At 71.1% G+C, this 26,257-nt stretch carries 22 protein-coding genes; 12 read left to right on the top strand and 10 right to left on the bottom strand.

Annotated elements, in window-relative coordinates; genetic code table 11:
• Nucleotides 1-27: 27 nt before the first annotated feature.
• The 3 genes from AC4BGB_RS04595 to galE form a co-directional block, all read right to left on the bottom strand.
• Nucleotides 28-531, bottom strand: coding sequence for a YflT domain-containing protein (locus AC4BGB_RS04595; protein WP_490545143.1), 504 nt, complete (start codon nt 529-531; stop codon nt 28-30).
• A gap of 54 nt (nt 532-585) precedes the next feature.
• Nucleotides 586-1,359 carry an SDR family NAD(P)-dependent oxidoreductase gene (locus tag AC4BGB_RS04590; protein WP_490545141.1) on the bottom strand — a complete coding sequence of 258 codons (774 nt, stop codon included), beginning with the start codon at nt 1,357-1,359 and terminating at the stop codon, nt 586-588.
• Nucleotides 1,360-1,428: 69 nt separating this feature from the next.
• Nucleotides 1,429-2,388 carry a UDP-glucose 4-epimerase GalE gene (gene galE / locus AC4BGB_RS04585; RefSeq protein WP_490545139.1) on the bottom strand — a complete coding sequence of 320 codons (960 nt, stop codon included), beginning with the start codon at nt 2,386-2,388 and terminating at the stop codon, nt 1,429-1,431.
• A 108-nt stretch (nt 2,389-2,496) separates the two neighbouring features.
• Here galE and AC4BGB_RS04580 point away from each other — a divergent pair, with 108 nt between their 5' ends.
• From AC4BGB_RS04580 to AC4BGB_RS04560, 5 genes are all read left to right on the top strand, one after another.
• The gene (locus tag AC4BGB_RS04580) at nt 2,497-4,197 is read left to right on the top strand and encodes a sodium:solute symporter family protein (protein WP_490545137.1); all 1,701 of its coding nucleotides are present in this window, start codon (nt 2,497-2,499) and stop codon (nt 4,195-4,197) included.
• 11 nt (nt 4,198-4,208) lie between these two features.
• Entirely contained in the window at nt 4,209-4,499 is a 291-nt protein-coding gene (locus AC4BGB_RS04575) for a hypothetical protein (protein ID WP_490545135.1), read from the top strand.
• A 187-nt stretch (nt 4,500-4,686) separates the two neighbouring features.
• A complete protein-coding gene (gene leuS, locus AC4BGB_RS04570) occupies nt 4,687-7,176 on the top strand; it encodes a leucine--tRNA ligase (protein ID WP_490545134.1) in 2,490 nt (829 codons plus the stop codon).
• Nucleotides 7,177-7,994: 818 nt separating this feature from the next.
• Entirely contained in the window at nt 7,995-9,041 is a 1,047-nt protein-coding gene (locus tag AC4BGB_RS04565) for a winged helix DNA-binding domain-containing protein (protein ID WP_490545132.1), read from the top strand.
• A gap of 144 nt (nt 9,042-9,185) precedes the next feature.
• Entirely contained in the window at nt 9,186-11,360 is a 2,175-nt protein-coding gene (locus AC4BGB_RS04560; protein WP_490545130.1) for a glutamine synthetase III family protein, read from the top strand.
• A 7-nt stretch (nt 11,361-11,367) separates the two neighbouring features.
• On the opposite strand, the gene AC4BGB_RS04555 is transcribed toward AC4BGB_RS04560, so the two are convergent.
• Together AC4BGB_RS04555 and AC4BGB_RS04550 are read right to left on the bottom strand one after the other, a co-directional pair.
• Nucleotides 11,368-12,888, bottom strand: a complete 1,521-nt coding sequence (locus AC4BGB_RS04555) for a potassium/proton antiporter (RefSeq protein WP_490545128.1) — start codon at nt 12,886-12,888, stop codon at nt 11,368-11,370.
• A gap of 2 nt (nt 12,889-12,890) precedes the next feature.
• Nucleotides 12,891-13,199 (bottom strand): hypothetical protein, encoded by a 309-nt coding sequence (locus AC4BGB_RS04550; RefSeq protein WP_490545126.1) that lies wholly within the window; start codon nt 13,197-13,199, stop codon nt 12,891-12,893.
• A 235-nt stretch (nt 13,200-13,434) separates the two neighbouring features.
• On the opposite strand from AC4BGB_RS04550, the gene AC4BGB_RS04545 reads away from it, so the two are divergent.
• Nucleotides 13,435-14,436, top strand: coding sequence for a sensor histidine kinase (locus AC4BGB_RS04545; protein WP_490545124.1), 1,002 nt, complete (start codon nt 13,435-13,437; stop codon nt 14,434-14,436).
• Nucleotides 14,433-15,086 carry a response regulator gene (locus tag AC4BGB_RS04540; RefSeq protein ID WP_490545123.1) on the top strand — a complete coding sequence of 218 codons (654 nt, stop codon included), beginning with the start codon at nt 14,433-14,435 and terminating at the stop codon, nt 15,084-15,086. The genes AC4BGB_RS04545 and AC4BGB_RS04540 overlap by 4 nt, the downstream gene beginning before the upstream one ends.
• Nucleotides 15,087-15,093: 7 nt before the next feature.
• Here AC4BGB_RS04540 and AC4BGB_RS04535 read toward each other — a convergent pair whose 3' ends face one another.
• Nucleotides 15,094-16,377 (bottom strand): ArsB/NhaD family transporter, encoded by a 1,284-nt coding sequence (locus AC4BGB_RS04535; RefSeq protein ID WP_490545121.1) that lies wholly within the window; start codon nt 16,375-16,377, stop codon nt 15,094-15,096.
• 86 nt (nt 16,378-16,463) lie between these two features.
• Nucleotides 16,464-17,129, bottom strand: coding sequence for an SDR family oxidoreductase (locus AC4BGB_RS04530; protein ID WP_490545119.1), 666 nt, complete (start codon nt 17,127-17,129; stop codon nt 16,464-16,466).
• Between the two features lie 153 nt (nt 17,130-17,282).
• Here AC4BGB_RS04530 and AC4BGB_RS04525 point away from each other — a divergent pair, with 153 nt between their 5' ends.
• The 3 genes from AC4BGB_RS04525 (at nt 17,283) to AC4BGB_RS04515 (ending at nt 21,444) form a co-directional block, all read left to right on the top strand.
• Nucleotides 17,283-18,143, top strand: a complete 861-nt coding sequence (locus tag AC4BGB_RS04525; protein WP_490545117.1) for a DegV family protein — start codon at nt 17,283-17,285, stop codon at nt 18,141-18,143.
• A gap of 89 nt (nt 18,144-18,232) precedes the next feature.
• A complete protein-coding gene (locus tag AC4BGB_RS04520; protein WP_490545116.1) occupies nt 18,233-19,129 on the top strand; it encodes a ComEA family DNA-binding protein in 897 nt (298 codons plus the stop codon).
• Entirely contained in the window at nt 19,126-21,444 is a 2,319-nt protein-coding gene (locus AC4BGB_RS04515) for a ComEC/Rec2 family competence protein (protein WP_490545114.1), read from the top strand. Before AC4BGB_RS04520 ends, AC4BGB_RS04515 begins: the two co-directional genes overlap by 4 nt.
• Nucleotides 21,445-21,449: 5 nt before the next feature.
• On the opposite strand, the gene AC4BGB_RS04510 is transcribed toward AC4BGB_RS04515, so the two are convergent.
• The gene (locus AC4BGB_RS04510; RefSeq protein WP_490545113.1) at nt 21,450-22,919 is read right to left on the bottom strand and encodes a serine/threonine-protein kinase; all 1,470 of its coding nucleotides are present in this window, start codon (nt 22,917-22,919) and stop codon (nt 21,450-21,452) included.
• Nucleotides 22,920-23,024: 105 nt separating this feature from the next.
• On the opposite strand from AC4BGB_RS04510, the gene AC4BGB_RS04505 reads away from it, so the two are divergent.
• Both AC4BGB_RS04505 and holA read left to right on the top strand, forming a co-directional pair.
• Nucleotides 23,025-23,876: a PhzF family phenazine biosynthesis protein gene (locus tag AC4BGB_RS04505; RefSeq protein WP_490545111.1), complete on the top strand. Its 852-nt coding sequence runs from the start codon at nt 23,025-23,027 to the stop codon at nt 23,874-23,876.
• 36 nt (nt 23,877-23,912) lie between these two features.
• Nucleotides 23,913-24,896: a DNA polymerase III subunit delta gene (gene holA / locus AC4BGB_RS04500; RefSeq protein WP_490545109.1), complete on the top strand. Its 984-nt coding sequence runs from the start codon at nt 23,913-23,915 to the stop codon at nt 24,894-24,896.
• Nucleotides 24,897-25,016: 120 nt separating this feature from the next.
• Here holA and rpsT read toward each other — a convergent pair whose 3' ends face one another.
• Together rpsT and AC4BGB_RS04490 are read right to left on the bottom strand one after the other, a co-directional pair.
• Nucleotides 25,017-25,277, bottom strand: a complete 261-nt coding sequence (rpsT, locus tag AC4BGB_RS04495; RefSeq protein ID WP_490545108.1) for a 30S ribosomal protein S20 — start codon at nt 25,275-25,277, stop codon at nt 25,017-25,019.
• A gap of 136 nt (nt 25,278-25,413) precedes the next feature.
• Nucleotides 25,414-26,061 (bottom strand): Rossmann-fold NAD(P)-binding domain-containing protein, encoded by a 648-nt coding sequence (locus AC4BGB_RS04490; protein ID WP_490545106.1) that lies wholly within the window; start codon nt 26,059-26,061, stop codon nt 25,414-25,416.
• Between the last annotated feature and the right edge of the window lie 196 nt (nt 26,062-26,257).

Genomic DNA, 26,257 nt, shown 5'->3' with positions numbered 1-26,257 from the left:
CTGACAGGAAGCCCTGTCAGGAGTCGTTCAGGCCTGCTGCGTCGCGCCCGGCATGGTGGCGAGCAGCTGGCGTCCCTGGTCGGCGAACTTGTGCTCGACGAGGACCTCGTAGCGGGTCGCGACGACCTGGGACACGGAGGTGAAGTCGCGGGCACCGCGGCTCACGGCGTACCCCACCAGGGCGAAGACGAGCCCGAACAGCGCACCGAAGAGCACCGTGGACAAGATGATCGCCAGCGCGGTGCTGGCCGTGCTGAACAGCGAGACCACCAGGCCCACGAACAGGCCCATCCAGATGCCCGAGGCGAGGCCACCCAGGGCCACCTTGCCGGTGGTGAGCCGCCCGGTGACGCGTTCGACCTGCTTGAGGTCGGTGCCGACGATCATGCAGTTCTCCACGGGGAACTCGTGGTCGGCGAGGAAGTCGACCGCCTCCTGGGCCTTCGCGTAGTGCTCGTAGACCCCGAGGGACATCGGGAACTCCAGGCTGAGTGCCGACGTGGGAAACCTGGCGCTTCGCTGCTGGCTCATGTTTCAGAGTCTTCCACCGCAGTGGTGAGCGCCACTGGGACGCAAAGGCGCAGGTCAGGTGATCGTCATGCCCCCGTCGACCGCCAGCGTCTGGCCGGTGATGTAGCCCGCCGCGTCCGAGGCGAGGAACACCGCGGTGGCCGCGAGCTCGCGCGGGTCGCCCTTGCGCCCCACCGGGATGCGGGACTGCTGGCTCTCGAGGTAGCCCTCGGGGTAGGAGTCGGTCATCTCCGAGGTGAAGAAGCCCGGTGCGATGGCGTTGACCCGGATCCCCTTGCGGCCGGTCCACTGCTGGGCGAGGTCGCGGGTCAGCCCGATCAGGCCGGCCTTGGACGCGGCGTACGCCGCCTGGGGGAGCCCGGCGGTGGTGATGCCGAGGACCGAGGAGATGTTGATGATCGAGGAGCCGGGCTCCATCACCCGTCCGCACGACTGCGCCATCCAGTAGCAGCCGTTGAGGTTGACGTCGATCACCTGCCGGAACTCCTCGGGCGTCTCCCGGGTGGCCGGGACCGCGGTGCCGATGCCGGCGTTGTTGATCAGTACGTCGACGCGGCCGAACTCCTGCATCGCCGCCTCGACCAGCGCGGCACACGACTCGGGGGAGGAGACGTCGGTCGCGACGCTGACGGCGCTACGGCCGGCCGCCTCGACGAGGTCGGCGGTCGCTCCGAGCCGGTCCACCCGCCGGGCGCCGAGCGCGACGTTGGCGCCGGCCTCCGCGAAGGCCTGGGCGAAGGCCACTCCGAGGCCGGAGGAGGCCCCGGTGACGACGGCGACCTTGCCGTCGAGTGAGAACAGGTCGGTGATCGGGCTGTGGGAAGTCATGGGCAGATCATGCCCGTTCCGGACCCGCTCATGCGCTGGTCGCGCGCCCGTCGTGCCGGAGGTCGCCGCTCAGTGCGAGCTGCGGGCCCTCCAGGCGCTGCGGACCATCTCCTCCAGCGGGTGCCGGTTGGCCCAGTCCAGGTCGCGTGCCGCCGCCTCGCCGGTGGCCACGATCCGGTCGGGGTCCCCGGGTCGGCGGGGGCCGATCTCGGGCGTGAAGTCGATCCCGGTCACCGCGGCGATCGCGTCCATGATCTCGCGCACCGAGGAGCCCGTCCCGCTGCCGAGGTTGTAGACCGGGTCGAGGTCGTCCCCGGCCGCCAGTCGCCGCGCGGCCACCACGTGGGCTGCGGCGAGGTCGCTGACGTGGACGTAGTCACGCACGCAGGTCCCGTCGGGGGTGTCGTAGTCGTCGCCGTTGATCCGCGGCGTCTTCCCCGCGAGCAGCATGTCGAAGACGATCGGGAACAGGTTGTGCGGGCTGGTGTCGTAGAGGTCGTCGCTGCCCGAGCCGACCACGTTGAAGTAGCGCAGGGAGGTGTGCCGCAGGCCGGTGGCGCGGGCCTGGTCGCGGATCACCCACTCGCCGATGAGCTTGGTCTCGCCGTACGGCGACTCCGGGTGCGTGGGCGTCTGCTCGGTGACCAGGTCGGTGTCGGGGGTCCCGAAGGTGGCGGCGCTGGAGGAGAACACCATCGACTGCACCCCGGTGCGCTCCATGGCCTCGAGCAGGTTCACGGTGCCGGTCACGTTCTGGGTGTAGGTGTGCAGCGGCCGATCGACCGAGACGCCGGCGTACTTGAACCCGGCGAGGTGGACCACGCCCTCGACGGCGTGCTCGCGCATGGTCTGCTCCATCAGCGCGGTGTCCACGATGCTGCCGTCGACGAAGGGCACGTCGGGGGCGACGAACTCACGGTGGCCGCTGGAGAGGTCGTCGACGACGACGACGTCGATGCCGACTTCCTGGAACGACCGCACCACGTGCGCGCCGATGTAGCCGGCACCTCCGGTCACCAACCAGGACATGTTTTCCTCCAGGACGAGAAGTGCTTCATGGCGGGCGAGCCCACGGCGATCGGGAAGGTAACGTGCTGTAGTCGGGTTGGATCCGACGTCCGATCTCCGGGAGGCTCGATGGTACTGGCAGCAGACGCACAGCTCCGGCTGGACGCGAACTGGATCGACTACCTGATCGTCGCGCTCTACTTCGCGTTCGTGATCGGCATCGGCGTCATGGCGAAGCGCTCGGTCTCCTCGAGCATCGACTTCTTCCTCTCGGGCCGCTCGCTGCCCGCCTGGGTCACAGGGCTGGCGTTCATCTCCGCCAACCTCGGCGCGGTCGAGATCATGGGCATGTCCGCGAACGGGGCCCAGTTCGGCATCCCGACGGTGCACTACTTCTGGATCGGTGCCGTCCCGGCGATGCTGTTCCTCGGCGTCGTGATGATGCCGTTCTACTACGGCTCGAAGGTGCGCTCGGTCCCGGAGTACATGCGCAAGCGGTTCGGCACCGGGGCGCACCTGGTGAACGCGCTGAGCTTCGCGACCGCGCAGCTGCTCATCGCGGGCATCAACCTGTTCCTGCTGGCGAAGATCGTGAACATCCTGCTCGGCTGGAACCTCTACCTCTCACTGGTCGTCGCAGCGATCGTCGTCCTGTCCTACATCACCCTCGGTGGCCTCTCCGCGGCGATCTACAACGAGGTGCTGCAGTTCTTCGTGATCGTCGCGGCGCTGCTGCCGCTCACCCTGGTGGGGCTGCACAAGGTGGGCTGGTACGGCGGGCTGAAGGAGAAGATCATCGCCGCCGGCGACGGGACCGCGCAGCTGTCCTCCTGGCCGGGGACGAACCTCACCGGCATCGACAGCCCGCTGCTGTCGGTGATCGGTCTCGTCTTCGGTCTCGGGTTCGTGCTCTCGTTCGGCTACTGGACGACCAACTTCGTCGAGGTCCAGCGCGCGATGGCCTCGAGCTCGATCTCCGCGGCCCAGCGCGCGCCGATCATCGGCGCCTTCCCGAAGATGTTCATCCCGTTCATCGTGATCTTCCCGGGCATGATCGCCGCGGTCGTCGCCTCCGAGGTGGCCAACGCCAAGGCGTCGGGGGACCCGAACTTTGACTACAACAACTCGCTGCTCTACCTGATCCGCGACCTGCTGCCCAACGGGATGCTGGGCATCGCGATCGCGGGTCTGCTGGCCTCGTTCATGGCCGGTATGGCGGCCAACATCTCGGCGTTCAACACGGTCTTCTCCTACGACCTGTGGCAGACCTACGTGGTCAAGGACCGCGACGACGACTACTACCTGCGCATCGGGCGGGTGGCCACGGTCGGAGCCACGGTGGTCGCGATCGGGACCGCGCTGATCGCCAGGAACTACCAGAACATCATGGACTACCTGCAGACGCTGTTCGGGTTCTTCAACGCCCCGCTGTTCGCCACCTTCATCCTCGGCATGTTCTGGAAGCGGATGTCGCCGACCGCTGCCTGGGTGGGGCTGGTCAGCGGCACGCTCGCCGCCATCGTGGTCGGCGTGATCGGCACCGACGTGCTCGGGCCGATGTCGCTGAACCTGATCTCGCTCAGCGGCCAGGGCGCAAGCTTCGTGGCGGCCGGTGCGGCGTTCGTGACCGACATCGTGGTCAGCGTCGTGGTCACCTTGATGACCCGGCCGAAGCCGGAGTCCGAGCTTAGAGGGCTGGTCTACTCGCTCACGCCGAGGTCGGACTTCCACGACGAGAACGAAGGTGTGCTCGCGTGGTACCAGCAGCCGACCAAGCTCGCGGGCGTCGGCCTCGTCATGGTCATCATCCTCAACATCGTGTTCTGGTAAGGAGCGCCCACATGGCTGAGAACGAAGCACCGCACCGCGCCGGACTGTTCGACATCCGCGTCATCATCGGGTCGCTGATCGGGATCTACGGCCTGATCCTCATCGTGGCCGGCCTGTTCACCAGCGACTCCCAGATGGCCAAGGCCGACGACCTGAACATCAACCTGTGGGCCGGTATCGGCATGCTCGTCGCCGGGATCGTCTTCGGCACCTGGGCGAGGCTGCGGCCGATCGTGGTGCCTCCCGAGCCCGAGGGGGAGGCGTCCCAGGAGGCCCCTCAGGCCGATGGGCCGGCGCACTGAGGAGCCGGGACCGAGGGCCGTGGGCGCCCGTGAACGGCGGGGCTAGGATGGTCCCATGAAGCGCGCCCCGCTCCTCGACTAGCCGCGTCGTACCTCCGAGGCGGCTGCCCCTCTTCCCGAGGGGCATTTTTGTGCCCGCTGCAGGCGCCCTTCCCAAGCACGACGAACCAGGAAGTTGTCAGAAACGATGAGCGAGCAGGACCAGACCCGAGCCCCGATCGAGGGCTACGACGTCCACGCCACCGAGGCCAAGTGGCTTCCGGTGTGGGACGAGCTGGACCCGTTCCGGGCCGACGACGACAGCCCGCGTGAGAAGCGCTACGCGCTGACGATGTTCCCCTACCCGAGCGGCGACCTGCACATGGGGCACGCCGAGGTCACCGCCCTGCACGACGTGATCGCCCGCTACTGGTGGCAGCGCGGCTACGAGGTGATGAACCCGATCGGCTGGGACTCCTTCGGCCTGCCGGCCGAGAACGCCGCGATCAAGCGCAACGAGCACCCTGCGACGTACACCTACGCCAACATCGAGACCCAGGCGGCGTCGTTCCGCCGCTACGGCATCAGCTTCGACTGGTCGCGGCGGCTGCACACCTCCGACCCGGAGTACTACCGCTGGACCCAGTGGCTGTTCCTGCAGCTGCGCAAGCGCGGGCTGGCCTACCGCAAGTCCAGCCCGGTGAACTGGTGCCCCAACGACCAGACCGTGCTGGCCAACGAGCAGGTCGTGGACGGCGCCTGCGAGCGCTGCGGTGCCGAGGTCACCAAGCGTGAGCTGACCCAGTGGTACTTCAAGGTCACCGACTACGCCCAGCGGCTGCTCGACGACATGGAGACCCTGGACTGGCCCGACCGCGTCCTGACGCTGCAGCGCAACTGGATCGGTCGCTCCGAGGGCGCGCACGTCGACTTCGAGGTCACCACCGAGGGCACCGGTGCGACCCGAACGGTCAGCGTCTACACCACCCGTCCGGACACGCTCTTCGGTGCCACGTTCATGGTGGTCGCCGCCGACGCGAAGCTGGCCGAGGAGATCGTCGCGCCGGAGCAGCGGGCGGCGTACGACGACTATCTCGCGGAGACCCGCAAGGCCTCCGACATCGACCGGATGGCCACCGACCGCCCCAAGACCGGGGTGTTCCTGGGCGCCTACGCGCTCAACCCGGTCAACGGCGAGCGGGTGCCGGTGTGGGCCTCGGACTACGTGCTGGCCGACTACGGCACCGGCGCGATCATGGCCGTGCCCGCGCAGGACCAGCGTGACTGGGCGTTCGCGACGAAGTTCGGCCTGCCGATCGTGCGCACGGTCCAGCCCCCGGAGGGTTGGGAGGGGGAGGCGTTCACCGGCAACGGTCCCGCGATCAACTCCTCGAACGAGTCCGTGTCGCTGGACGGCATGGACGTCGACGAGGCCAAGCGCACCATCATCGGCTACCTGGAGGAGCGCGGCACCGGGCGCGGCGCGGTGAACTTCCGGCTGCGCGACTGGCTGCTCTCGCGCCAGCGCTTCTGGGGCTGCCCGATCCCGGTGGTGCACTGCCCGGACTGCGGTGAGGTCGACGTACCCGAGGACCAGCTGCCGGTGAGGCTGCCGGAGCTGAAGGGCGCCGACCTCAAGCCCAAGGGCGTCTCGCCGCTGGCCGCGGCCGAGGACTGGGTCAACGTCGACTGCCCGAAGTGCGGGGGACCCGCCAAGCGCGACTCCGACACGATGGACACCTTCGTCGACTCGAGCTGGTACTTCCTGCGCTACGCCTCGCCCAACGACGACACCCAGGCCTTCGACCCCGACCTGGTCAAGCAGTGGCTGCCGGTCAACCAGTACGTCGGCGGTGTCGAGCACGCGGTGCTGCACCTGCTCTACAGCCGGTTCTTCACCAAGGTGCTCTTCGACATGGACCTGGTGGACTTCGAGGAGCCGTTCACCGCGCTGCTCAACCAGGGCGTGGTGATCAACCAGGGCAAGAAGATGAGCAAGTCGCTGGGCAACGGCGTCGACCTCGGTGCCCAGCTCGAGGAGTTCGGCGTCGACGCCGTCCGGCTGACGCTGGTCTTCGCAGGTCCGCCGGAGGACAACATCGACTGGGCCGACATGTCGCCTGCCGGGTCGCTGCGGTTCCTGCAGCGCGCCTGGCGACTGTCCGGTGACGTGACCAGCCCTGCGGGGACCTCGCCGGACGCAGGCGACGTCGCCCTGCGCCGGGTGACCCACCGGACGCTGCACGACGCCGCCGAGCTGATCGAGTCGCACCGGTTCAACGTGATGGTCGCCCGGATGATGGAGCTGGTGAACGCCACCCGCAAGGCGATCGACTCCGGCTGCGGCCCCGAGGACCCCGCCGTGCGCGAGGCCACGGAGGCGGTGGCGATCCTGCTGTCCCTCGTGGCGCCGTACACCGCGGAGGAGATGTGGGAGCGCCTCGGCCACCAGCCCACGGTCGCGAAGGCCGGCTGGCCGGTGGTCGACGAGGCCCTGCTGGTCGAGGAGTCGGTCACGGCCGTGGTCCAGGTCCAGGGCAAGCTCCGCGCCCGCCTGGAGGTCTCGCCCGACATAACCGAGGCCGACCTCGAGGCCGCAGCCCTGGCCGACCCGTCGGTCCAGCGAGCCATCGAGGGCAAGACGGTCCGCAAGGTCATCGTCCGCGCCCCCAAGCTGGTCAACCTCGTAGTCAGCTGACGGCCGCGCCCCACGCCGGGCGAGGTGGGTGTGAGACGTACGGCGCGGCAAGCCGCCCACAAGGTGGTCGAGCCGCGAGCGGTCAGTCGAGACCACGCTGGGTGAGGCGAGAGCCAGACGTACGACGGCAGAGGCTCCGTGCCCGCAGACGTACGACGGGGCGCGCGACCACAAGGTGGTCGAGCAGCGAGCGGAGCCTTGCGTCGAGCAGCGAGCGCCAGCGAGCGGACAGCCGAGACGAGCGGATAGTCGAGACCACGCTGGGTGAGGCGAAAAGCAGACCCGAGGCACGCAAAGGACCCGGCCGGCCCAGGGGCAGGAGGCTCGAAAATCTCTCCAACTATTATCCCGATCCCCAGTGAAACAAGGGGATTCTCGCCGGAAACTGGACCAGCCCGCACGGGCTCCAGTTCCTGCGGGATCACCACGGGACGGTTGATGTCACCGCGGATCGGCCGCCGCCGCGGCCGGACGCGCCGCCGCACTTGTGTTGATCAGCCCTCTCTGCGTGGGATGGGTCTGACTGCGGGCTCACCTGAGTGGTCTCGACTGTCCGCTCACTGCGTTCGCTGCTCGACCACCTTGGGTGGGCTGTCCCGTCGTACGTCCGAGTGGGGCCCTCGTGCCGTCGTACGTCTGGCTCCCGGCTCACCTGCGTGGTCTCGACTATCCGCTCGCTTCGCTCGCTGCTCGACCACCTTGTGGTCGCGCGCGCCCGGCTACGCACCCTTGGGTCGGAGCCGCGCCGGCGTTCGCTGGCGCTCGCTGCTCGACCACCTTGGGAGGGCCGTTGGGGCTCGGCGATCTAGGCTGCCGGGGTGCTGAGCCTTCGTGACCTGAACCGCACGCTGCTACTGCGGCAGCACCTGCTGGAGCGGGTGGAGATGCCGGTGCTGGGGATGGTGGAGCACCTGATCGGGCTGCAGGCGCAGGACAACCTGCCGCCGTACCTGTCGCTGGCGGCGCGGATCGAGGGGTTCGATCCGCTGGAGCTCTCCGCAGCGCTGGAGAGCCGGGAGGCCGTGCGGCTGCTGACCATGCGCGGGACCATCCACGTGCTGCTGCCCGACGACGCGCTGGCGCTGCGGCCGTGGGTGCAGCGGATGCTGGACCAGCAGAGCTCCTCGAACCAGATGAACCGGGCTGCCCGCGGCGTACCGGTCGAGGACGTCGTCGCCGAGGTACGACGGGTGCTCGCCACCGCGGGCCCGCTCCCGGTCAAGCAGCTGGGGGAGCGCCTGGCCGAGACCTTCACCGGGGTGCCGTCCGGCGCGCTCGCCCACGTGGCGCGGGAGCGGGTGCCCCTGGTGCAGCTGCCCCCGCGGGGACTCTGGAAGCGCTCCGGCGGGGTCGTCTACGACACCGTGGAGAACTACCTGGGCAGCCCCACGAAGCAGGTCGACCTCGAGGAGCTGGTGCGCCGCTACCTGCGGGCGTTCGGTCCCGGCACCGCCGCCGACATGACGGCGTGGTCACGGGTGACCAGGCTCGGGCCGGTGTTCGCGTCCATGCAGGACGAGCTGGTCGCCGTCGAGTGCGAGGACGGGCGACGGCGCTACGACGTCCCGGACGCGCCGTACGCCGACGGGGACACCCCGGCCCCGGTCAGGCTGCTGGGCACCTACGACAACGTCTGGCTCTCCACGGCGAGCCGTGACCACATCGTCCCGGCGGAGGTTCGCCCGCGCTGGGCGGGGACGAACGGGGGAGTCGGGCACACGATCTTCGTGGACGGCTTCATGGCCGGGCTGTGGTGGTTCCGCGACGGCCGCGTGGTCACGGACCTGTTCGTGAAGCCGACCCGGAGCCAGGCGGCCGAGCTCGACGACGAGGTCCAGCGGGTCACCGAGCTCCTGTCCCGCTGAGCCCTCTGGAGCCTGCATGGGCGAGACGTGGCATTGGTTCACGAGACCGAAACACCGCCGACTCGTGCAGTGCAGAAGCGCTCATAGGTTGGATGAGTCAGCTTCTCCGTCGCCGCCCAGCGGACTCGTCAAGGGATGTCATCAGTGAGTGGAAACAACGTTCGCCTCGAAGGGATCAAGGCCGTCGAGGCCCATGTTCCTCCCGCAACCACGTTCGCGCTCACCGAGACTCCCGGCGAGATCTTCGGTGAGAACGTCTTCAGCAAGACCGTGATGCAGAAGCGGCTGCCCAAGTCGGTCTTCAAGTCCGTCCTCGCCACGATCGAGCACGCCGCTCCTCTCGACCCGACCATGGCCGACGCCGTCGCGTCGGCGATGAAGGACTGGGCGATGGAGAAGGGGGCGACCCACTACGCCCACGTGTTCTACCCGTTGACCGGGTTCACCGCGGAGAAGCACGACAGCTTCCTCGAGCCGGCCGGTGACGGCTCCGCCCTCGCGGAGTTCTCCGGCAAGACCCTGGTCCAGGGCGAGCCCGACGCCTCCAGCTTCCCGCACGGCGGGCTGCGCAACACCTTCGAGGCCCGTGGGTACACCGGCTGGGACGCCACCAGCCCGGCGTACGTCCTGGAGAACCCGCACGGCAACACCCTGTGCATCCCGACGGTGTTCGTGTCGATGACCGGTGAGGCCCTCGACCACAAGACGCCGCTGCTGCGCTCGCAGCAGGCGATGGCCGACCACGCCAAGCGCATCCTGCGGCTTTTCGGGCACGAGCCGGACCGCGTGGTCTCCTACTGCGGCGCCGAGCAGGAGTACTTCCTCGTCGACCGGCACTTCTTCCTGGCCCGCCCGGACCTGCTGAACTCCGGGCGCACCCTGTTCGGCACCAAGCCGCCCAAGGGCCAGGAGTTCGACGACCACTACTTCGGCGCCATCCCCGAGCGCGTGCTGGGCTTCATGATGGACACCGAGCGGGAGCTGTTCAAGCTCGGTATCCCGGCCAAGACCAGGCACAACGAGGTCGCTCCCGGGCAGTTCGAGATCGCCCCGATGTTCGAGCGTGCGAACGTCGCGGCCGACCACCAGCAGCTGCTGATGACGACGTTCAAGACCGTCGCGAAGAAGCACGGGATGGAGTGCCTGTTCCACGAGAAGCCCTTCGAGGGCGTCAACGGCTCCGGCAAGCACGTCAACTTCTCGCTGGGCAACGCCACCGAGGGCAACCTGCTGCTGCCGGGTGACAACCCGCACGACAACGCGCAGTTCCTCGTGTTCTGCGCCGCGGTGATCCGAGCGGTGCACAAGTTCGGTGGGTTGCTGCGCGCGTCGGTGGCCTCGGCCTCCAACGACCACCGGCTCGGGGCGAACGAGGCGCCTCCCGCCATCATCTCGATCTTCCTCGGTGCTCAGCTCGCCGACGTCTTCGACCAGATCGCGAAGGGGGGCGCCACCTCCTCGAAGGACAACGGCACCCTGATGGTGGGGGTGGACACGATCCCCGTCCTCCCGACCGACCCGGGTGACCGCAACCGGACCAGCCCGTTCGCCTTCACCGGCAACCGCTTCGAGTTCCGCGCACCGGGATCAATGCAGACGGTCGCCGGCCCGATGGTCACGCTGAACACGATCATGGCCGAGGCCCTGGACCACATCGCCACCAACCTGGAGGCGGCCCAGGCCGAGGGCACCGACTTCAACACCTCGGTGCAGAACGTCCTCGCCGAGATCATCGCCAACCACGGCGCGGCCGTGTTCAACGGCGACGGGTACTCCGAGGAGTGGGAGGCCGAAGCCGAGGCGCGTGGGTTGCCGAACCTGCGTACGACGCTCGACGCGTTGCCCGAGCTGATCACCGAGGAGGCGATGGAGCTCTTCGAGCACTACAAGGTCTTCAACCACCGCGAGATGCACAGCCGCTACGAGATCGGGCTGGAGCACTACACCCTGAGCGTCGGTGTGGAGGCGCGGTCCACCCTCGAGATCGGCACGACCGCCGTCCTCCCGGCGGCGATGCGTTACCAGACCGAGGTGGCGCTCAACCTCGGTGCGCTCAAGGCTGCCGGCGTGGAGCCGGACACCTCGGCCCTGGACGCGATCTCCGCGCCGCTGGCCGACCTGCGCGCGGCCCTCGCCACCCTGGGCGAGGCGCTCGCGGACGAGTCGGCGAGCACTCCCGTCGCGGAGGCGGAGCACGCGAGGGACGCGCTGCTGCCCGCGATGGCGGCGGTGCGAGCCGCCGGTGACCTGATCGAGGGCGTCGTGGCCGACGACCTCTGGCCGCTGCCCACCTACCAGGAGATGCTCTACATCCTCTGAGACCGGGTCAGGTGCTGCTGCGCAGCCTGACGGGCTCGGCGTCCGGTGAGCCCGCTTCGCCGTACCAGACGCCGAGCCGCCCGGAGGCACCGATCGCCCGCAACCGGTGCTCGGTCTCGGCCCGTGCGGAGTCGGAGACGGCGAGCAGGAGATGGTCGCCCACCCGCAGGGACGTGTGCTCGTCGGGCACGAAGATCTGGCCCTCGCGGTGCACCAGGGCGAGCGCTGCGTTGCGGGGCAGCCGCAGGTCGATGACGTAGAGGCCGGCCAGCCGGGAGCCCGGTGGGATCTGCAGCTGCAGCAGGCTGGCGTGGATCTCCTCCAACGGCGCCGACTCGACGGTCAGCTCGTTCGGGGTGCCCTCGAGGGCGACCCCGGTACGTCGCGCGAGCCAGGGCAGCGTCGGTGCCTGCACCAGCGTGAAGCCGACCACCAGCAGGAACACCACGTCGAAGATCCGGTCGGCCGAGGGCAGGCCGCGCCCGATCGGGATGGTCGCCAGCACGATCGGTACGGCGCCCCGCAGACCGGCCCACGACATGAAGAGCTGGTGCCGCCACGGCACCCGGAACCACCGGGCGCACAGGGCCACCGAGGCCGGCCGGGCGACGAAGGTGAGGGCCACCCCCACGATCAGGGCGGGCACCAGCGCCTCGGGCAGCCGGCTCGGCGAGGCGAGCAGCCCCAGCATCACGAACAGCCCGATCTGGGCGAGCCAGGCCAACCCGTCGGCGAAGCCCGCGGTCGCCTGCCGGTGGGGGAGCCGGGCGTTGCCCAGCCACATCCCGGCCACGTAGATCGCCATCAGGCCGCTGGCCTGCGCCGTGCCCGCCAGGGCGAAGGCCAGGAACAGGATCGCCATCGTGGCCAGGGGGTAGAGCCCCGCCGCCGGCAACGCGCTGCGCTGCAGCAGCCACTGTCCGGCGCGCGCGACCGCCAACCCGATCAGCAGGCCGCCGAGCAGCTGGTAGACGAGCAGGCCGCCGATCTGCAGCGGGTCGGCCGACGACCACGCGTCGCTGGCGACCAGGGTCACCAGGATGATCACCGGGGGGTCGTTGAACCCCGACTCGGCCTCCAGGGTGGCGCGCACCCGGGCGTTGATCGGCAGCCGGCGCATGATGGAGAAGGTGGCCGCGGCGTCCGTGGAGCCCACCACCGCGCCGAGCAGCAACGCGGTCCGCAGGTCCACGTCGAGCACCGCGTAGGTGATGCCCGCCGTGATCGCCACGCTGACCGCCACCCCGAGCGTCGCGAGCAGCCCGGCCAGCGACGCCACGGGCCGGATCACCTCGGCCTTGGTGCTCAGCCCGCCCTCGGCGAGGATGACCGCGAGCGCGAGGGTGCCGAGGACCATCGTCAGGTCGACGTCCTCGAAGCCGAGGCCGAGACCGGACTCTCCCAGCGCCAGCCCGATCGTGAGGTACAGCAGCAGGCTGGGCAGGCCGGCGCGCGCCGAGACGCGGACGGCAGCGACACCGACCAGGAGCACCAGCGCACCGAGCAGGATCGCGAGGTTGAGGTCCATCCTCAGGTGGTCAGGGAACCTGCGAGGAGTCGCTGCAGCTCAGGGGTGACCTCGATGTCGGACCCCAGGACGTGCACTGCCTCGATCACTGCTCCGGGCACCAGGTCCACCGGGACCCAGTCCACCGCGGACCCCACGGACGGCAGCTCGGTGGCGGTCCGGCTCCCGATCTCTCGCCGGAGCACGCGCTCGACTGCGTCCATGGCGAGGTCCGCGAGGTCCACGGAGACTGCAGAGTCCCCGGCCGTCCCCCCGAGCGGCCGCATCGTGAACTCCGTCTGGAGGTGGGCGGTGACTCCGTCCGCGGTCATTGCCGTCACCGTCGCCCACAGGTGCAGTGGTGCGCGCGAACGACGGGAACGTTGTCCCGGCGCGAGGAGCCGGTGGAGTGCACGTCGCAGGAACGACATCTCGACCTCCTCAAGGCTGGTGCGGTGACCCGCCCCCCAGGTATGTGGTTCGGGCCCCGCACCGTCAGTGTTGTCGAGGGGGACACCGGATCACATGGGGCCTTGTCCCCACTTCCGCGGGCGTGAGGTGGGCCGCGTGGACACGGCGTACGCCGTCGGCAAGGGTGACCAGATGATGTCCATGCCCGATCTCTCGCTGACCACGCGAGTGGTGCTGACCAACGGGCTGCTGTTCGCCCTCGGGACGGCGCTGCTGGCGTTCTCGCCGGCGACCGTCTCCTCCGAGCCGCTGCTGTCCGAGGTCGCGGTGCTGGTGGTGGGGCTGGGCGTGATGATCGCGGCGAACGCCCTCCTGGTCGCGGCCGCCCTGCGCCCGCTCGACCGGCTGGTCAGGCAGCTCGACCTGGCCCGCAGCACCGAGCCCATCGAGCGCCTCCCGGTGCCGTCCTCGGGGATCGCGGCCCGGCTGGCCACGTCGGTCAACGACCTGCTCGACCGGATCGAGGCAGGCCGGCGGCAGAGCAACATCGCCGCGCTCGCCGCCCAGGAGGCCGAGCGCTCGCGCATCGCCCAGGAGCTGCACGACGGCGTCGGCCAGTCACTGACCGCGCTCCTGCTCGAGACCGGGATGCTCGTGGAGACCCAGCCGACCAGGGAGGCGCTGGAGCGGCTGCGCGAGGGCACCCGGTCCAGCCTCGACGAGGTCCGCGAGGTCGCCCGGCGACTACGGCCGCACGTGCTCGAGGACCTCGGGCTGCGCAGCGCGCTCGCCGCACTCACCACCGACCTGTTCACCCACGTCGACACCCACGTACGCCGCGGCATCAACCCCGGCCTCCCGCCGCTGGACGACGCCGTCGAGCTGGTCGTGTTCCGGGTCGCCCAGGAGGCGATGACCAACGTCGCTCGCCATGCGCAGGCCCGTACCGTGGAGCTGACCCTGGGCGTGGTGGGCAACGAGGTGGAGCTTGTGGTCAGCGACGACGGCGTGGGCATCGGTCACCGGGCCGACGGCACCGGCCTGCGCGGCATGCGCGAGCGGGCGCTGCTCGTCGGCGGCACGCTGGAGGTCCGGCGCCGCGACGGCGGTGGCACCGTGGTGCGGTTGCGCGTGCCGCTGCCCGAGGCAAGCCGGTGAGCGCGCCCGCCCGGATCCTGCTGGCCGACGACCACGGGCTGGTACGCCGCGGCGTACGGATGATCCTGGAGACGCAGCCGGACCTCGAGGTCGTCGCCGAGGCCGAGGACGGCATGGAGGCCGTCCAGCTGGTCCGGGAGACCGAGGTGGACCTCGCGATCCTGGACGTCGCCATGCCGCGGCTCACCGGGCTCCAGGCGGCCCGGGAGATCTCACGGCTGCCGAACCCGCCCAAGATCCTGATGCTCTCCATGCACGACAACGAGCAGTACTTCTTCGAGTCGCTGCGCGTCGGGGCCTCCGGCTACGTGCTGAAGTCGGTGGCCGACCGCGACCTCGTGAACGCCTGCAGGGCCGCGCTGCGCGGGGCGTCGTTCCTCTACCCGGGGGCGGAGAGCGCGCTGGTGAAGGACTACCTCGAGCGGATGCGGCGCGGGGAACGGCTCCCACGGGCGGTGCTCACCCCACGCGAGGACGAGGTGGTCAAGCTGATCGCGGAGGGCTGGTCCTCGCGCGAGATCGCCAAGGAGCTGACCATCAGCGTCAAGACCGTGGAACGGCACCGGGAGAACATCCTGCAGAAGCTCGGGATGCGCGACCGCACCGAGCTGACCCGCTACGCGATCCGCGTCGGCCTGATCGAGCCGTGAGCCGGTCCTAGGCGTAGTAGCGCAGCCAGACGTAGGGCCACGCGACGACGAGCGTGGTGCTGGTGACGATCAGGCCGTACTTGGTGAAGGTCCAGAAGCTGATCGGCTCGCCCTTCGTCGCGGCGATCCCGAGGATGACCACGTTCGCGCCCGCCGCGACGGCAGTGGTGTTGCCGCCGAGGTCGGCACCGAGGGCGAAGGCCCACCACAACCCCTGTCCCTGGCTCCCCGGGGCGGCGGCCACCAGGTCCTGGACGATCGGCACCATCGCGGCGGTGTAGGGGATGTTGTCGACGAACGCGCCGAGCACGGCCGAGCCGAAGAGCAGCGCGGTGGCGGCGCCGAGCCAGTTCTCACCGGTGGCCTCGATGGCGCGCTCGCCGAGCCAGCCGATCACGCCGACCTCGACCAGTCCGCCGACGAGGACGAACAGCGCCATGAAGAACACCAGCGTCGGCCACTCCACCGAGGCCAGGAACTTCTGCGGGGTGGCCCTGGAGATCAGGATCAGCACCCACGCCCCCAGCAGCGCGACCTGGGAGGGCTCGATGTGCAGGGCACTGTGCAGGCCGAAGCCGACCGTGACCAGGGCGACGACGGCGAGGCTGCGCCGCAGCAGCACCGGGTCGGTGATCGCGTCGCGTGGCCGCAGCCCCATCACCTCCGCAGCCCGCGCAGGATCGCCGACGAGGTGCTTGCGGAACATCACCCGGCACAGCAGGACCAGGACCCCCACGAGCACGACCACGAGCGGTGCCAGGTGGATCAGGAAGTCGTTGAAGCTGAGCCCGGCCCGGCTCGCGATGATGATGTTGGGCGGGTCACCGATCAGGGTCGCCGTGCCGCCGATGTTGGAGGCGAACGCCAGCGTCATCAGGTACGGCGCGCTCCGCAGCCCCAGGCGCCGGCAGGTGGTCAGGGTGACCGGTGCCATCAGCAGCACCGTGGTGACGTTGTCGAGCAGCGCGCTCGCCGCCGCGGTCAGCACGATGAGCAGCACCATCAGGCGGAACGGTCGGCCCCGCGACTTCTGCGCGGCCCAGATGGCGAGGAACTCGAAGAGGCCGGTCATCTCCAGCACGCCGACGATGAGCATCATCGCGAACAGCAGGAAGATGACGTTCCAGTCGACACCGCTCTCGGGGGAGCCGAAGGCCGTCTCCGTGTCGGTCACCCCGACGAACATCATCAGCGCCACGCCGCCGATCGCGGCGGTCACCCGGTGGATGCGTTCCGTGGCGATCAGTGCATAGGTGACGAGGAAGATGGCGCAGGCCAGGAAGACATCCACCCGGGAGAGGTTGGCGGTCGGGGGCAGACCCCGCCATTGGGTCTGCTCCCCATCCTGGAGGCGCCAGTGAGGCCCTCAGGGAAGCGTCAGGGGCGCAGCGAGGCGATCGCGTCGTCCACCGACTTGTCGCCGTTGATCACGTCGAAGGTCATCCCGATGGTGTGCTCGCGCTCGAGGGTCACGGCCAGCACGTGCGCCACGTCCCCCCGGGTGACCGAGCCGTAGTCGAGCCGGCCGACCTCGACCCGCCCGGTCGGGACGTCGTTGGTCAGGGCCCCCGGACGCACGATCGTCCAGTCCAGGCTCCGGCCCCGCACGTAGTCGTCCGCCTCCTGCTTGGCCCGCAGGTAGACCTGCATCACGTCCTCCTCCGAGCCGTCGGCGGGCGGGGGAGCGGCCTGCTCGGTCCCCATCGCGGACACCATCAGGTAGCGGCGTACGCCGGTCAGCTCGGCGGCGTCGGCGAGCATGATCGCGGCGCCCTTGTCCACGGTCTCCTTGCGCTGGGCGTTGCCGTCGGGGCCGCCACCCGCGGCGAAGACGACGGCGTCGGCGCCGCGCACGATGTCGGACATCGCGACGACGTCGGTGTCCTCCAGGTCGATCATCGCCGGCTCGATCCCGTACTTCTCCAGGTCACCGACCTGTTCGGCCTTGCGGATCATCCCGACCGGGTGATGGCCGGCGGCGGCGACCAGCTTCCCGAACTGCCGGGCGATCTGCCCGTGGCCGCCTGCGATCACGATGCGCATGGGTCTCCTGTCCTGGTTCTGCTCAGTCTGTGCCGTGGACCAGGCCACGGCTCCTGCGTCATGTGTACCCACCCCAGCCGAACTCCACGCCGCCAGGGGCGGCCCGGCACGCTGGGGTGGGGCCTCGCGAGGTCGCGGCGATAGCCTCTGCCCATGCCTGTCGCCCTGGTCACCGACTCGACCGCCTCGCTCTCGGCCGAGACGGCCGCTGCGCACGGCGTCACCGTGGTCCCGCTGCAGGTCATCATCGGTGCCACGTCCTACGACGAGTCCGGGGAGGACGGCTCCGTCACCCCGCAGATGCTCGCCGAGGCACTCAAGGCGTGGACCCCGGTGAGCACCTCGCGACCCAACCCCGAGGTGATCCTGGAGACCTACGAGAAGCTGGCGGCCGACGGGTTCGACTCGATCGTCTCGGTGCACATCTCGGCCGAGCTGAGCGGGACGTTCGAGTCCGCGCAGCTCGCTGCGAAGCGGTCACCGGTGCCGGTGACGCTGGTCGACTCCCGGCAGGTGGGCATGGGCACCGGGTACGCCGTGCTGGCCGCCGCGGAGGCGATCGCCGCCGGAGTCGACGCCGAGACCGCTGGCGCCGCAGCGCGGCACCGGGCAGCCGAGACCACCTCGCTGTTCTACGTCGACACCCTGGAGTACCTGCGTCGCGGCGGCCGGATGGGCGCTGCTGCGGCGCTGCTCGGCTCCGCCCTGGCGGTCAAGCCGATCCTCAAGGTCGACGACGGCCGGATCGGTCCCTTCGAGAGGGTCCGCACCGCAGGCAAGGCCCTCTCGCGCCTGGAGGAGCTGATCGTGGAGGCGGCCGGCGACGCGGAGGTCGACGTCGCGGTGGCCCACCTCGCCAGCCCCGACCGGGCCGCGGCCCTGGCCGAGCGGCTCGGCAACCGGCTGGCCGACGGCCTGGGGGACCGTGAGGTGTCGCTGGGTGAGATCGGGGCGGTCCTCGGCGCCCACGTGGGCCCCGGGATGGTCGCGGTCGCGATGTCCCGGCGTACCTGAGCCCGCACAGCCTGCTGCCGGACGGCAGTTGTCCACAGGTCGCCCGAACGGCCTTCCGCCGGGGTGGCTGCGGTTCCTAGCGTCGGGGCATGCACAGGCAGTCACAGGAGGAGGTCTCGGCCGCGGCGCGTCGCCGCCTCGACCTGCTGGGCCAGGAGCTCGACCGCGCGGGGCTGCGACGGCTCGAGGAGGACCCCGAGGAGCAGCCGGAGCTTCCGCCCGCATCCGCGGTGGCGCCCGCCGGACGGCACCTGAGACCTGGCCGGCCCGGGGTGGTCCGCCGGCTGCGGGGATGGCTCGGCGAGCAGGTGCCGGACACGCTGCGCGGGCGCGTCGGGCTGGAGTCGGGGTCGGTGCTCCTGGTCGCAGCGCTGGCCGCTGTCGCGGTGGTCGCTGCGGCCGTGGTGGTGTGGCGCACCGGCGGAGACGCGGAGCCGGTCACGCGGCCCACGGCCCTCGGTGCTCCCTCGGGGTCGGCGTCGCCGCTGGTGCCGGTGCCCACGCCCGGCGGGGCGACCTCGGCGGCTGCTGGCGCGGGTGGCACGGCAGGCACCGGCAGCGTGACGGTCGACGTCGCGGGCAAGGTGCGCCGGCCCGGGGTGACCACGCTGCCGGCCGGTTCCCGGGTCGTCGACGCGCTGCGACGGGCCGGAGGGCCCCGGGGACGGGTCGACCTCAGTGCGCTCAACCTCGCGCGCGTCCTGGTCGACGGTGAGCAGATCCTGGTCGGGCGCGCCGTCCAGCCCGGGGGGATCGCCGCGAGCGCCAGCACGGCCGCGCCGGACGCGACCGGAGCCCTGGTCAACCTGAACACCGCCACCTCCGAGCAGCTCGACACCCTCCCCGGCGTCGGCCCGGTCACGGCCCAGAAGATCCTGGACTGGCGCGGTGCCCACGGGGCTTTCTCCTCGGTCGACGAGCTGCTCGAGGTGGACGGGATCGGGGAGAAGACGCTGGCCGAGCTGGCGCCACACGTCACCCTGTGACCGCACCCGCTCCATCCGCGGATCGCGCCCGGATCGACCTGCGCGCACCGGTGCTGGCCGCGGTCGCCTGGGCGTCCGCGCTGACCGCGCTGCTGGCCCCTGCCTGGGTGGTCGGTACGGCGCTCTCGCTGGCGCTCCTGCACCTGGCGCAGCGACGCCGCCGCGGCCGCGAGGTGCTCAGCCACGTGGCCTGGGTGGTCGCCGCCTGCGGTGTCGCCGTGTCCGCGCTGCTGCGCGCCGACGCCGTCCAGGACAACGCTGTGCAGGGGCTGGCCCGGGAGCACGCGTCGGTGCTGACCCGGCTGGTGGTGACCTCCGACCCGGTGGTCCGCGAGGGGCGCTTCGGCGACTACGTCGTGCTGCGGGCCCGGACCGAGTCCGTGACCGGGCGAGGAATCCGGCACCGGGTTCGGGCGCCGGTGCTGGTCCTCGCCGACCGGCGCTGGTCCGGGCTGACACCCGGCTCGCGGGTGGAGGCGTCCGGGGGACTGCAGGTGGCGAGCACCCGCGAGCTCGCCGGGGTGCTGAGCACCCGCGGGCCACCGGTCCTCGTCTCGCGGCCGGCGCCGTGGATGCGTGCCGCCGACGGGTTGCGCTCCTCCATCCGGGAAGCGGTCTCGCACCAGCCGACCGGGCCACGGGTGCTCGTGCCCGCCTTGGTCGACGGCGACGACGGCGGCATGCCCGAGGAGCTCACCGAGGACTTCCGGACCGCGGGGCTCACCCACCTGCTGGCCGTCTCCGGCACCAATCTCACCCTGGTCGTGGGCTGCCTGCTGCTCCTGGCCCGGTGGGCGGGCGTACGCGCACGTGGGCTGATGGTGGTCGGTGCCCTCGGCGTGGTCGGCTTCGTGCTGCTGGCCCGCACCGAGCCCAGCGTCGTCCGGGCAGCCGCGATGGGCACCGTCGGGCTCCTCGGCATGGGCCAGCACGGCCGCCGCCGCGGCACGCGTGCCCTCGGGGCCGCGGTGCTCCTGCTGCTCCTGCTCGACCCGTGGCTGGCGCTGTCGCTGGGGTTCGCACTCTCCGCCCTGGCCACCGCGGGGATCCTGTGGCTGGCCCCGGGGTGGCGGGACCGGCTGATGAGGTGGATGCCGCGCTGGCTCGCCGAGGTGATCTCGGTCCCGCTGGCCGCGCAGCTCGCGTGCACCCCGCTCGTCGCGGCCCTCTCCGGGCAGGTCAGCCTGGTCGCGGTGGTGGCCAACCTCCTGGCGGCCCCGGCGGTCGGGCCGGCTACCGTACTCGGGCTCGCCGGCGGGGTGCTGGGCCTGCTCTCCGAGCCGCTCGGGCGGGTGACCGCAACGCCCGCGGCCTGGTGCGCGCGGTGGATCATCGCCGTGGCCGAGCGCAGCGCCGAGCTGCCCGTGGCCGCGGTCGGGTGGTCCGCCGGTCTGCTCGGCATCGCCACCCTGACCCTGGTGTGCGGCGGGCTCGCGCTGCTGCTGGGCTCCCTGCTGGCCAGGCGGGGCGCGACCCTGTGCCTCGGCGTGGTGATGGTGGGTGCCCTGCTGGTGCCGCTGCCGACCCCGGGCTGGCCGCCACGGGGGTGGGTGCTGGTCGCGTGCGACGTCGAGCAGGGTGACGGGCTCGTGCTGAACGCGGGTGCGGGCAGCGCGGTGGTGGTGGACGCCGGCCCGGACCCCACCGCGATGGACCGGTGCCTGGACCGGCTCGGCATCGACCGTGTCCCGCTGGTGGTGCTCACGCACTTCCACGCCGACCACGTGGACGGCCTGGCCGGTGTGCTCACCGGGCGGCAGGTGGGTGCGGTCGAGGTGACCACGCTGGCCGATCCGCTCTCCGGCGTGCGCCTGGTGGAGGCGGTGGCGGCACGTGCCGGGGTGCCGGTGCAGCGGGCGGCGTACGGCGTGAGCAGGCGGGTGGGCCCGCTGCGCTGGCAGGTGCTGGCCCCCTTGCGCCCGCCCCCGGCCGGGTCGGAGTCCCCGGCCAACGACGCCAGCCTGGTCCTGCTCGTGGAGGTGGCCGGGACGAGGGTGCTGCTGATGGGCGACCAGGAGGACGCCTCCCAGGCGCAGCTGCGCCGGGACACGGGCCAGGCGCTGCGCGTCGACGTCGTGAAGGTGGCCCACCACGGCAGTGCCCGTCAGGACCCTGCCCTGCTCCGGGGACTGGGGGCGCGGTTGGCGGTGATCAGCGTGGGCGCCGAGAACGACTACGGCCACCCGGCGCCGTCACTGCTGGCGCTGCTGCGCGACGCGCGGATGCGGGTCGTGCGCACCGACCAGGAGGGCGACGTCGCGGTCACCTCGACCGAGGGACGGCTGGGAGTACGCGGACGGGGCCGAGCTCCCTGACCGGGTCAGCTCGCCGGCTCGTCGGACTCCAGCAGGTAGCCGTCGTCGGTCGGGGTCAGGGTCTCGATCTTGCGCTCGGTGCTGGTCGCGCCCTTGGTGTTGCGGTAGACGAGGGTGACCTCGACCGTGTCCTCCTCGGGAAGGGCCTCGGCCTCCCGGACCTCGACCGACTCGATCGTGCTCCAGAAGCCGTCGTAGGGAGCGCGGCCCTGCTCCTTGAGCCCGGGCCCGAGCATCTCCCACGCCTCGTCGCTGCCACCGGGCGCCGCTTCGTAGTAGTCGCGGACGAACTGCTCCTTGGCCTCCTCGGCGGAGCTCTCGTTGCCGGAGCCGCTGGCGTCGTCGGTGCTGCCCTTGTCCGGGTTCGCCGGCTTCGAGCTCTCCGAGCTGCCCGCCTCGTTGCCGCCGTCGGGACGGTTGACCAGGAGTACCGCGCCGCCGACGACCAGGAGCAGCACCACCAGGGCGAGCAGGACGCGGCCGGCCCTGCCACCCGAGCTGCGAGCGGGCTTGCGAGCGGCGGTTCGGCCGCGCCTGGGGGGCCTCGGCGGAGCAGGTGTCGGGGTGCCGACCGAGGTCGGCTCCGGGTCCGGGTCGGGCACGTGGGCGGGCGCCGGGGAGGGGGCCGGCTCCACCTGGCGCAGCGTGGCCTCCAGGGTCGAGTCGGACCGGTGGGAGTCGGAGAGCTGGCGCAGGACGTGGCCTGCGTCGAGCATCGACCACCGGGAAGCGGGGTCGCGGTCCATCATCCGCAGCAGCGCCGGGCTGAGGAACTCCGCCCGCTCCGGTGCCGAGGGCTGGTTCGAGGCGATGTCGTGCAGCACCGCGACCGGGTTGCTCTGCTTCTCGTACGGCGCCCGGCCCTCGACCGCGGCGTACAGCGTCGCGCCGAGCGCCCAGACGTCGTCGGCGGTGCCCGGCTCGGCGCCGCGTGCCAGCGCGGGGGAGAAGTAGCTGGGAGTGCCGGTCAGGAAGCCCGACTGGGTCAGGGATGGGTCGCCTGCCGTCCGCGAGATGCCGAAGTCGCTGATCTTGGCGACGCCGTCCTCGCGGACGAGCACGTTGCCGGGCTTCACGTCGCGGTGGACGGTGCCGGCTGCGTGCAGTGCCGCCAGTCCGTCGGCGACCTGCGCGCCGATGTCGGCCACGACCTCCGGAGGCAGCGGGCCGTCCTGCTTGATGATCTGGGAGAGCGAGCGTCCGGGCACGTGCTCCATCACCAGCCAGATGTGGCCGGACTCCTCGACGACGTCGAAGATCGTCACCACGTTGCGGTGGTTCAGGCCCGCCGACGACCTGGCCTCCCGGAACGCGCGGGTCGAGTCGGTGACCGACTCACCCGGCAGCAGCCCGACCTGCTTGACCGCAACCTCGCGGTGCAGGGTCTCGTCGCGACACAGCCAGACGGTCCCCATGCCTCCCTGGCCGATGGCGTGCTGCACGCGGTAGCGGCCGCCGATCAGCTCCGGCTGCATGGGTTCCTCTCACGGGTGGTCTCGGTTGCTTCCCACCCTCTAGGCATACCCGCCGCACGCGCCCCTACGCGTGTCGCGGGCCACAGGTGGTGGCAGGGTGGGCCGGTGCCTTCGTATGCCTTCACCCAGGTCGACGTGTTCGCGCCCCGCCCGCTGGCAGGCAACCCGGTGGCGGTGGTGCACGACGCGACCGGGCTCGACGACGCGACCATGGCGGCGTTCGCACGCTGGACCAACCTCTCCGAGACCACGTTCCTGCTGCCCGCGACCGATCCTGCCGCTGACTACCGGCTGAGGATCTTCACTCCCGGCGGGGAGCTGCCCTTCGCCGGCCACCCGACGCTCGGCAGCGCGCACGCCTGGCTGGCCGCCGGGGGAGTGCCGACAGCCCCCGGACGCCTCGTCCAGGAGTGCGGTGTCGGTCTCGTCGAGCTGCGCGCCGAGGACCAGGCGATGGCCTTCCGCGCGCCCGGGCTGCTGCGCAGCGGGAGCGTCGGGGAGGGGGACCTGGCCCAGGCCGTCGCGTCCCTCGGAATCGCCCGGGAGCGGGTGCTGAGTGCCGCCTGGGTGGACAACGGGCCCGGCTGGATCGGCCTGCAGCTGCGCAGCGCCGACGACGTCCTCGGCCTGAGGCCCGACTTCGCTGTCATGGGAGAGCTGAAGCTCGGGGTGATCGGGGCCCTGGACGAGCAGCAGCGCGAGGCGGTCGGGGCCGACCACGAGGTGCGTGCGTTCTGCCCCGGGTACTCGGTGCCCGAGGACCCGGTCACCGGGAGCCTGAACGCCGGGCTGGCCCTGTGGCTGACCGGGGAGGGGCACCTGCCGCCGGCGTACGTCGTCCGGCAGGGCACGGCCATCGACCGCGACGGGCGGGTGCAGGTGAGCACCGACGACGCCGGCCAGGTGTGGGTCGGCGGGTCGTGCCGGACCGTGGTGAGCGGGACGCTGACCCTCTGACCCAGCGGTGTCACCGCCGCGTGAGAGGCTGCGCTCATGGTCAACCCGCAGCCGCAGGACGTGCTCGGCAAGGTCACCCTGGTGACCGGGCCCGAGGAGTTCCTCGGCGAGCGAGCGGTGGCCGACGTCCGCTCCGCCGTACGCCGCCACGACGTCGAGGCCGAGTTCTCCGAGACCTCCGCGGGCTCGCTGACCATGGCCACCCTCGGCGAGCTGGCCGCGCCCTCGCTGTTCTCGACGACCCGCTGCGTCGTCGTACGCCGCCTCGAGGACCTGCCCGAGGAGTCCGCGGCCGGTCTCCTCGACTACGCGGCGGCCCCGGCCGAGGACGTGGCCCTCGTGCTCGCCCACAGCGGCGGCCAGAAGGGGAGCGGCCTGCTCACCAAGCTGCGCAAGCTGCCGGCGGTCACGGAGGTCAAGTCCGCGCCCCTGACCAACCGGGAGTTCCCCGGCTTCGTGGTCAACCAGCTGCGGGCGCGCAAGGTGCGGATCGACCCCGACGCCGCCGACTTCCTGATCCAGGCGGTCGGGCAGGACCTGCGGTCACTGGCCGGCGCGGCCGGTCAGCTCGCCGACGACTTCGAGGGCAAGCCGATCACCGTGGAGATGGTCAAGCAGTACTTCGGTGGCCGGGCGGAGGCGAAGTCGTTCGCCGTCGCCGACCACACCCTCTACGGACAGACCGCACGGGCGCTGGAGGAGCTGCGCTGGGCCCTGGACCGCGGCACCGCTGCGGTGCTGGTCACCAGCGCGATGGCCGGCGGGCTGCGCAGCCTGGCGAAGTTCATGGCGGCGCCCAGGGGGATGCGGAACAACGACCTGATGCGCGAGGTCGGCGTCCCCGCGTGGAAGCTCGACGCCCTGCGGCGTCAGTCGCACGGCTGGGACGAGGACGGGGTCGGCCGAGCGATCCGCGTGGTGGCCCGTGCCGATGCCGACATCAAGGGACGCGCCAGCGACCCGGCGTACGCGCTGGAGAAGATGGTGCTCGACATCGTCCGCGCGCGCCCCAGCAGGTAGCCAGGCCCGGTCTGCTCTGGGGGCCGCAGGGGGACAGCAAGAGGCGCCGACCCCCCGAGGGGAGGCGACGCCTGTTGCGAGGGGCTGGTCAGCCCCTGGACTCGCTGGAGGTGGTGGACCTCAGAGCGAGGAGACCTGCTTGTGGATGGCCGACTTGCGGTTCGCGGCCTGGTTCTTGTGGATGACGCCCTTGGAGGCGGCCTTGTCGAGGCGCTTGGCGGCCTCGAGGGCAGCCGTCTTGGCCTCGTCGGCGTTGCCAGCGGCAGCCGCCTCGCGGAACTTGCGCACGGAGGTCTTCAGTGCGGACTTCACAGCCTTGTTGCGCTCGTGCGCCTTCTCGGTCTGCTTGTTGCGCTTGATCTGGGACTTGATGTTCGCCACTACAGGCTCGCCTCGTTTGCTGAGAATAGGTTCGGGGGGTGTCTGGCCAAGTGTCCACACACGAAGAGAAACGATATCAGCGCGCAGCGGGCGTGCCCAAATCGGCGGGCCCACCTGATTCGTGCCGGATCGACTCTCAGTGTGCCAGGCGGGGGATCTGGGCGGCGGACACGGTGCGTACGCCGGGATCCAGTCGCTCCGCCTCACGGATCATCGCCGTGGCGATGTCCTCGGCGCGTGTGGGCCGGAACCGGCCGAGGACGGGGGCGAGCGCCCGCATCACGACCAGTCCGACCTGCTCGGCGGGACGCGACTCGCCTCGCTCGCCGTCGATGATCGAGGGCCGGAATGCCACGGTCGTGGTGATCCCGGCCGCGGCGACGTCGCGCTCGGTCTCGCCCTTGACCCGGCTGTAGAACACGCGTGAGCCGGCGTCGGCGCCCATCGAGGTCACGTGCAGGAAGCTGGATGCCTCACCCTTTGCGGCTGCGCGAGCGAGCGCGACCACAGCGTCGTGGTCGATGGACCGGAACGCCGCCTGGCTGCCTGCCTTCTTGATGGTGGTGCCCAGTGCACAGAAGACGTCGTCGCACACCGGCAGCTCCCCGACGTCGGGCAGGGCGGTGATGCGCTGCTCGAGCTTGTCGTGGCGCAGGTCGATCTCGCGCCGGCCGATGCTGACGACGCGATCCCAGCGCGGGTGCTCGAGGAGCTGTCGCAGCAGGTGGCCTCCGACCAGTCCGGTCCCGCCTGCCAGTACCGCGACTCGTCCCTGTGCGTCCACGCGGTCAGCCTAGGGGCGGGCGAGGCGGCGGGCTCGCGGAGGCGGCCGCTGGCCGTCGTACTCCACGCCCCGGACTCCACACAGCAGACTGCCTCTTCACACACGGCGTGGGGTGTGTGAAGAGGCAGTTCGGGTTCATCACCTGGGAAACCGGACCGGGGTCGGCGGGGCGCGGTCGGGCTCCGCCGATATGGGA

The sequence above is a fragment of the Nocardioides sp. Z30_9 genome, assembly GCF_058215735.1.
The sequence above is the reverse complement of the archived record's forward strand: the minus strand, read 5'-3'. Positions and strand labels throughout refer to the sequence as shown.

What these genes read in the sequence shown, in the direction of transcription:
- AC4BGB_RS04595 (WP_490545143.1), bottom strand. Translation starts at nt 531, where the DNA reads ATGAGCCAGCAGCGAAGCGCCAGGTTTCCCACGTCGGCACTCAGCCTG.
- AC4BGB_RS04590 (WP_490545141.1), bottom strand. Translation starts at nt 1,359, where the DNA reads ATGACTTCCCACAGCCCGATCACCGACCTGTTCTCACTCGACGGCAAG.
- galE (WP_490545139.1), bottom strand. Translation starts at nt 2,388, where the DNA reads ATGTCCTGGTTGGTGACCGGAGGTGCCGGCTACATCGGCGCGCACGTG.
- AC4BGB_RS04580 (WP_490545137.1), top strand. Translation starts at nt 2,497, where the DNA reads ATGGTACTGGCAGCAGACGCACAGCTCCGGCTGGACGCGAACTGGATC.
- AC4BGB_RS04575 (WP_490545135.1), top strand. Translation starts at nt 4,209, where the DNA reads ATGGCTGAGAACGAAGCACCGCACCGCGCCGGACTGTTCGACATCCGC.
- leuS (WP_490545134.1), top strand. Translation starts at nt 4,687, where the DNA reads ATGAGCGAGCAGGACCAGACCCGAGCCCCGATCGAGGGCTACGACGTC.
- AC4BGB_RS04555 (WP_490545128.1), bottom strand. Translation starts at nt 12,888, where the DNA reads ATGGACCTCAACCTCGCGATCCTGCTCGGTGCGCTGGTGCTCCTGGTC.
- AC4BGB_RS04550 (WP_490545126.1), bottom strand. Translation starts at nt 13,199, where the DNA reads ATGACCGCGGACGGAGTCACCGCCCACCTCCAGACGGAGTTCACGATG.
- AC4BGB_RS04530 (WP_490545119.1), bottom strand. Translation starts at nt 17,129, where the DNA reads ATGCGCATCGTGATCGCAGGCGGCCACGGGCAGATCGCCCGGCAGTTC.
- AC4BGB_RS04525 (WP_490545117.1), top strand. Translation starts at nt 17,283, where the DNA reads ATGCCTGTCGCCCTGGTCACCGACTCGACCGCCTCGCTCTCGGCCGAG.
- AC4BGB_RS04520 (WP_490545116.1), top strand. Translation starts at nt 18,233, where the DNA reads ATGCACAGGCAGTCACAGGAGGAGGTCTCGGCCGCGGCGCGTCGCCGC.
- AC4BGB_RS04510 (WP_490545113.1), bottom strand. Translation starts at nt 22,919, where the DNA reads ATGCAGCCGGAGCTGATCGGCGGCCGCTACCGCGTGCAGCACGCCATC.
- holA (WP_490545109.1), top strand. Translation starts at nt 23,913, where the DNA reads ATGGTCAACCCGCAGCCGCAGGACGTGCTCGGCAAGGTCACCCTGGTG.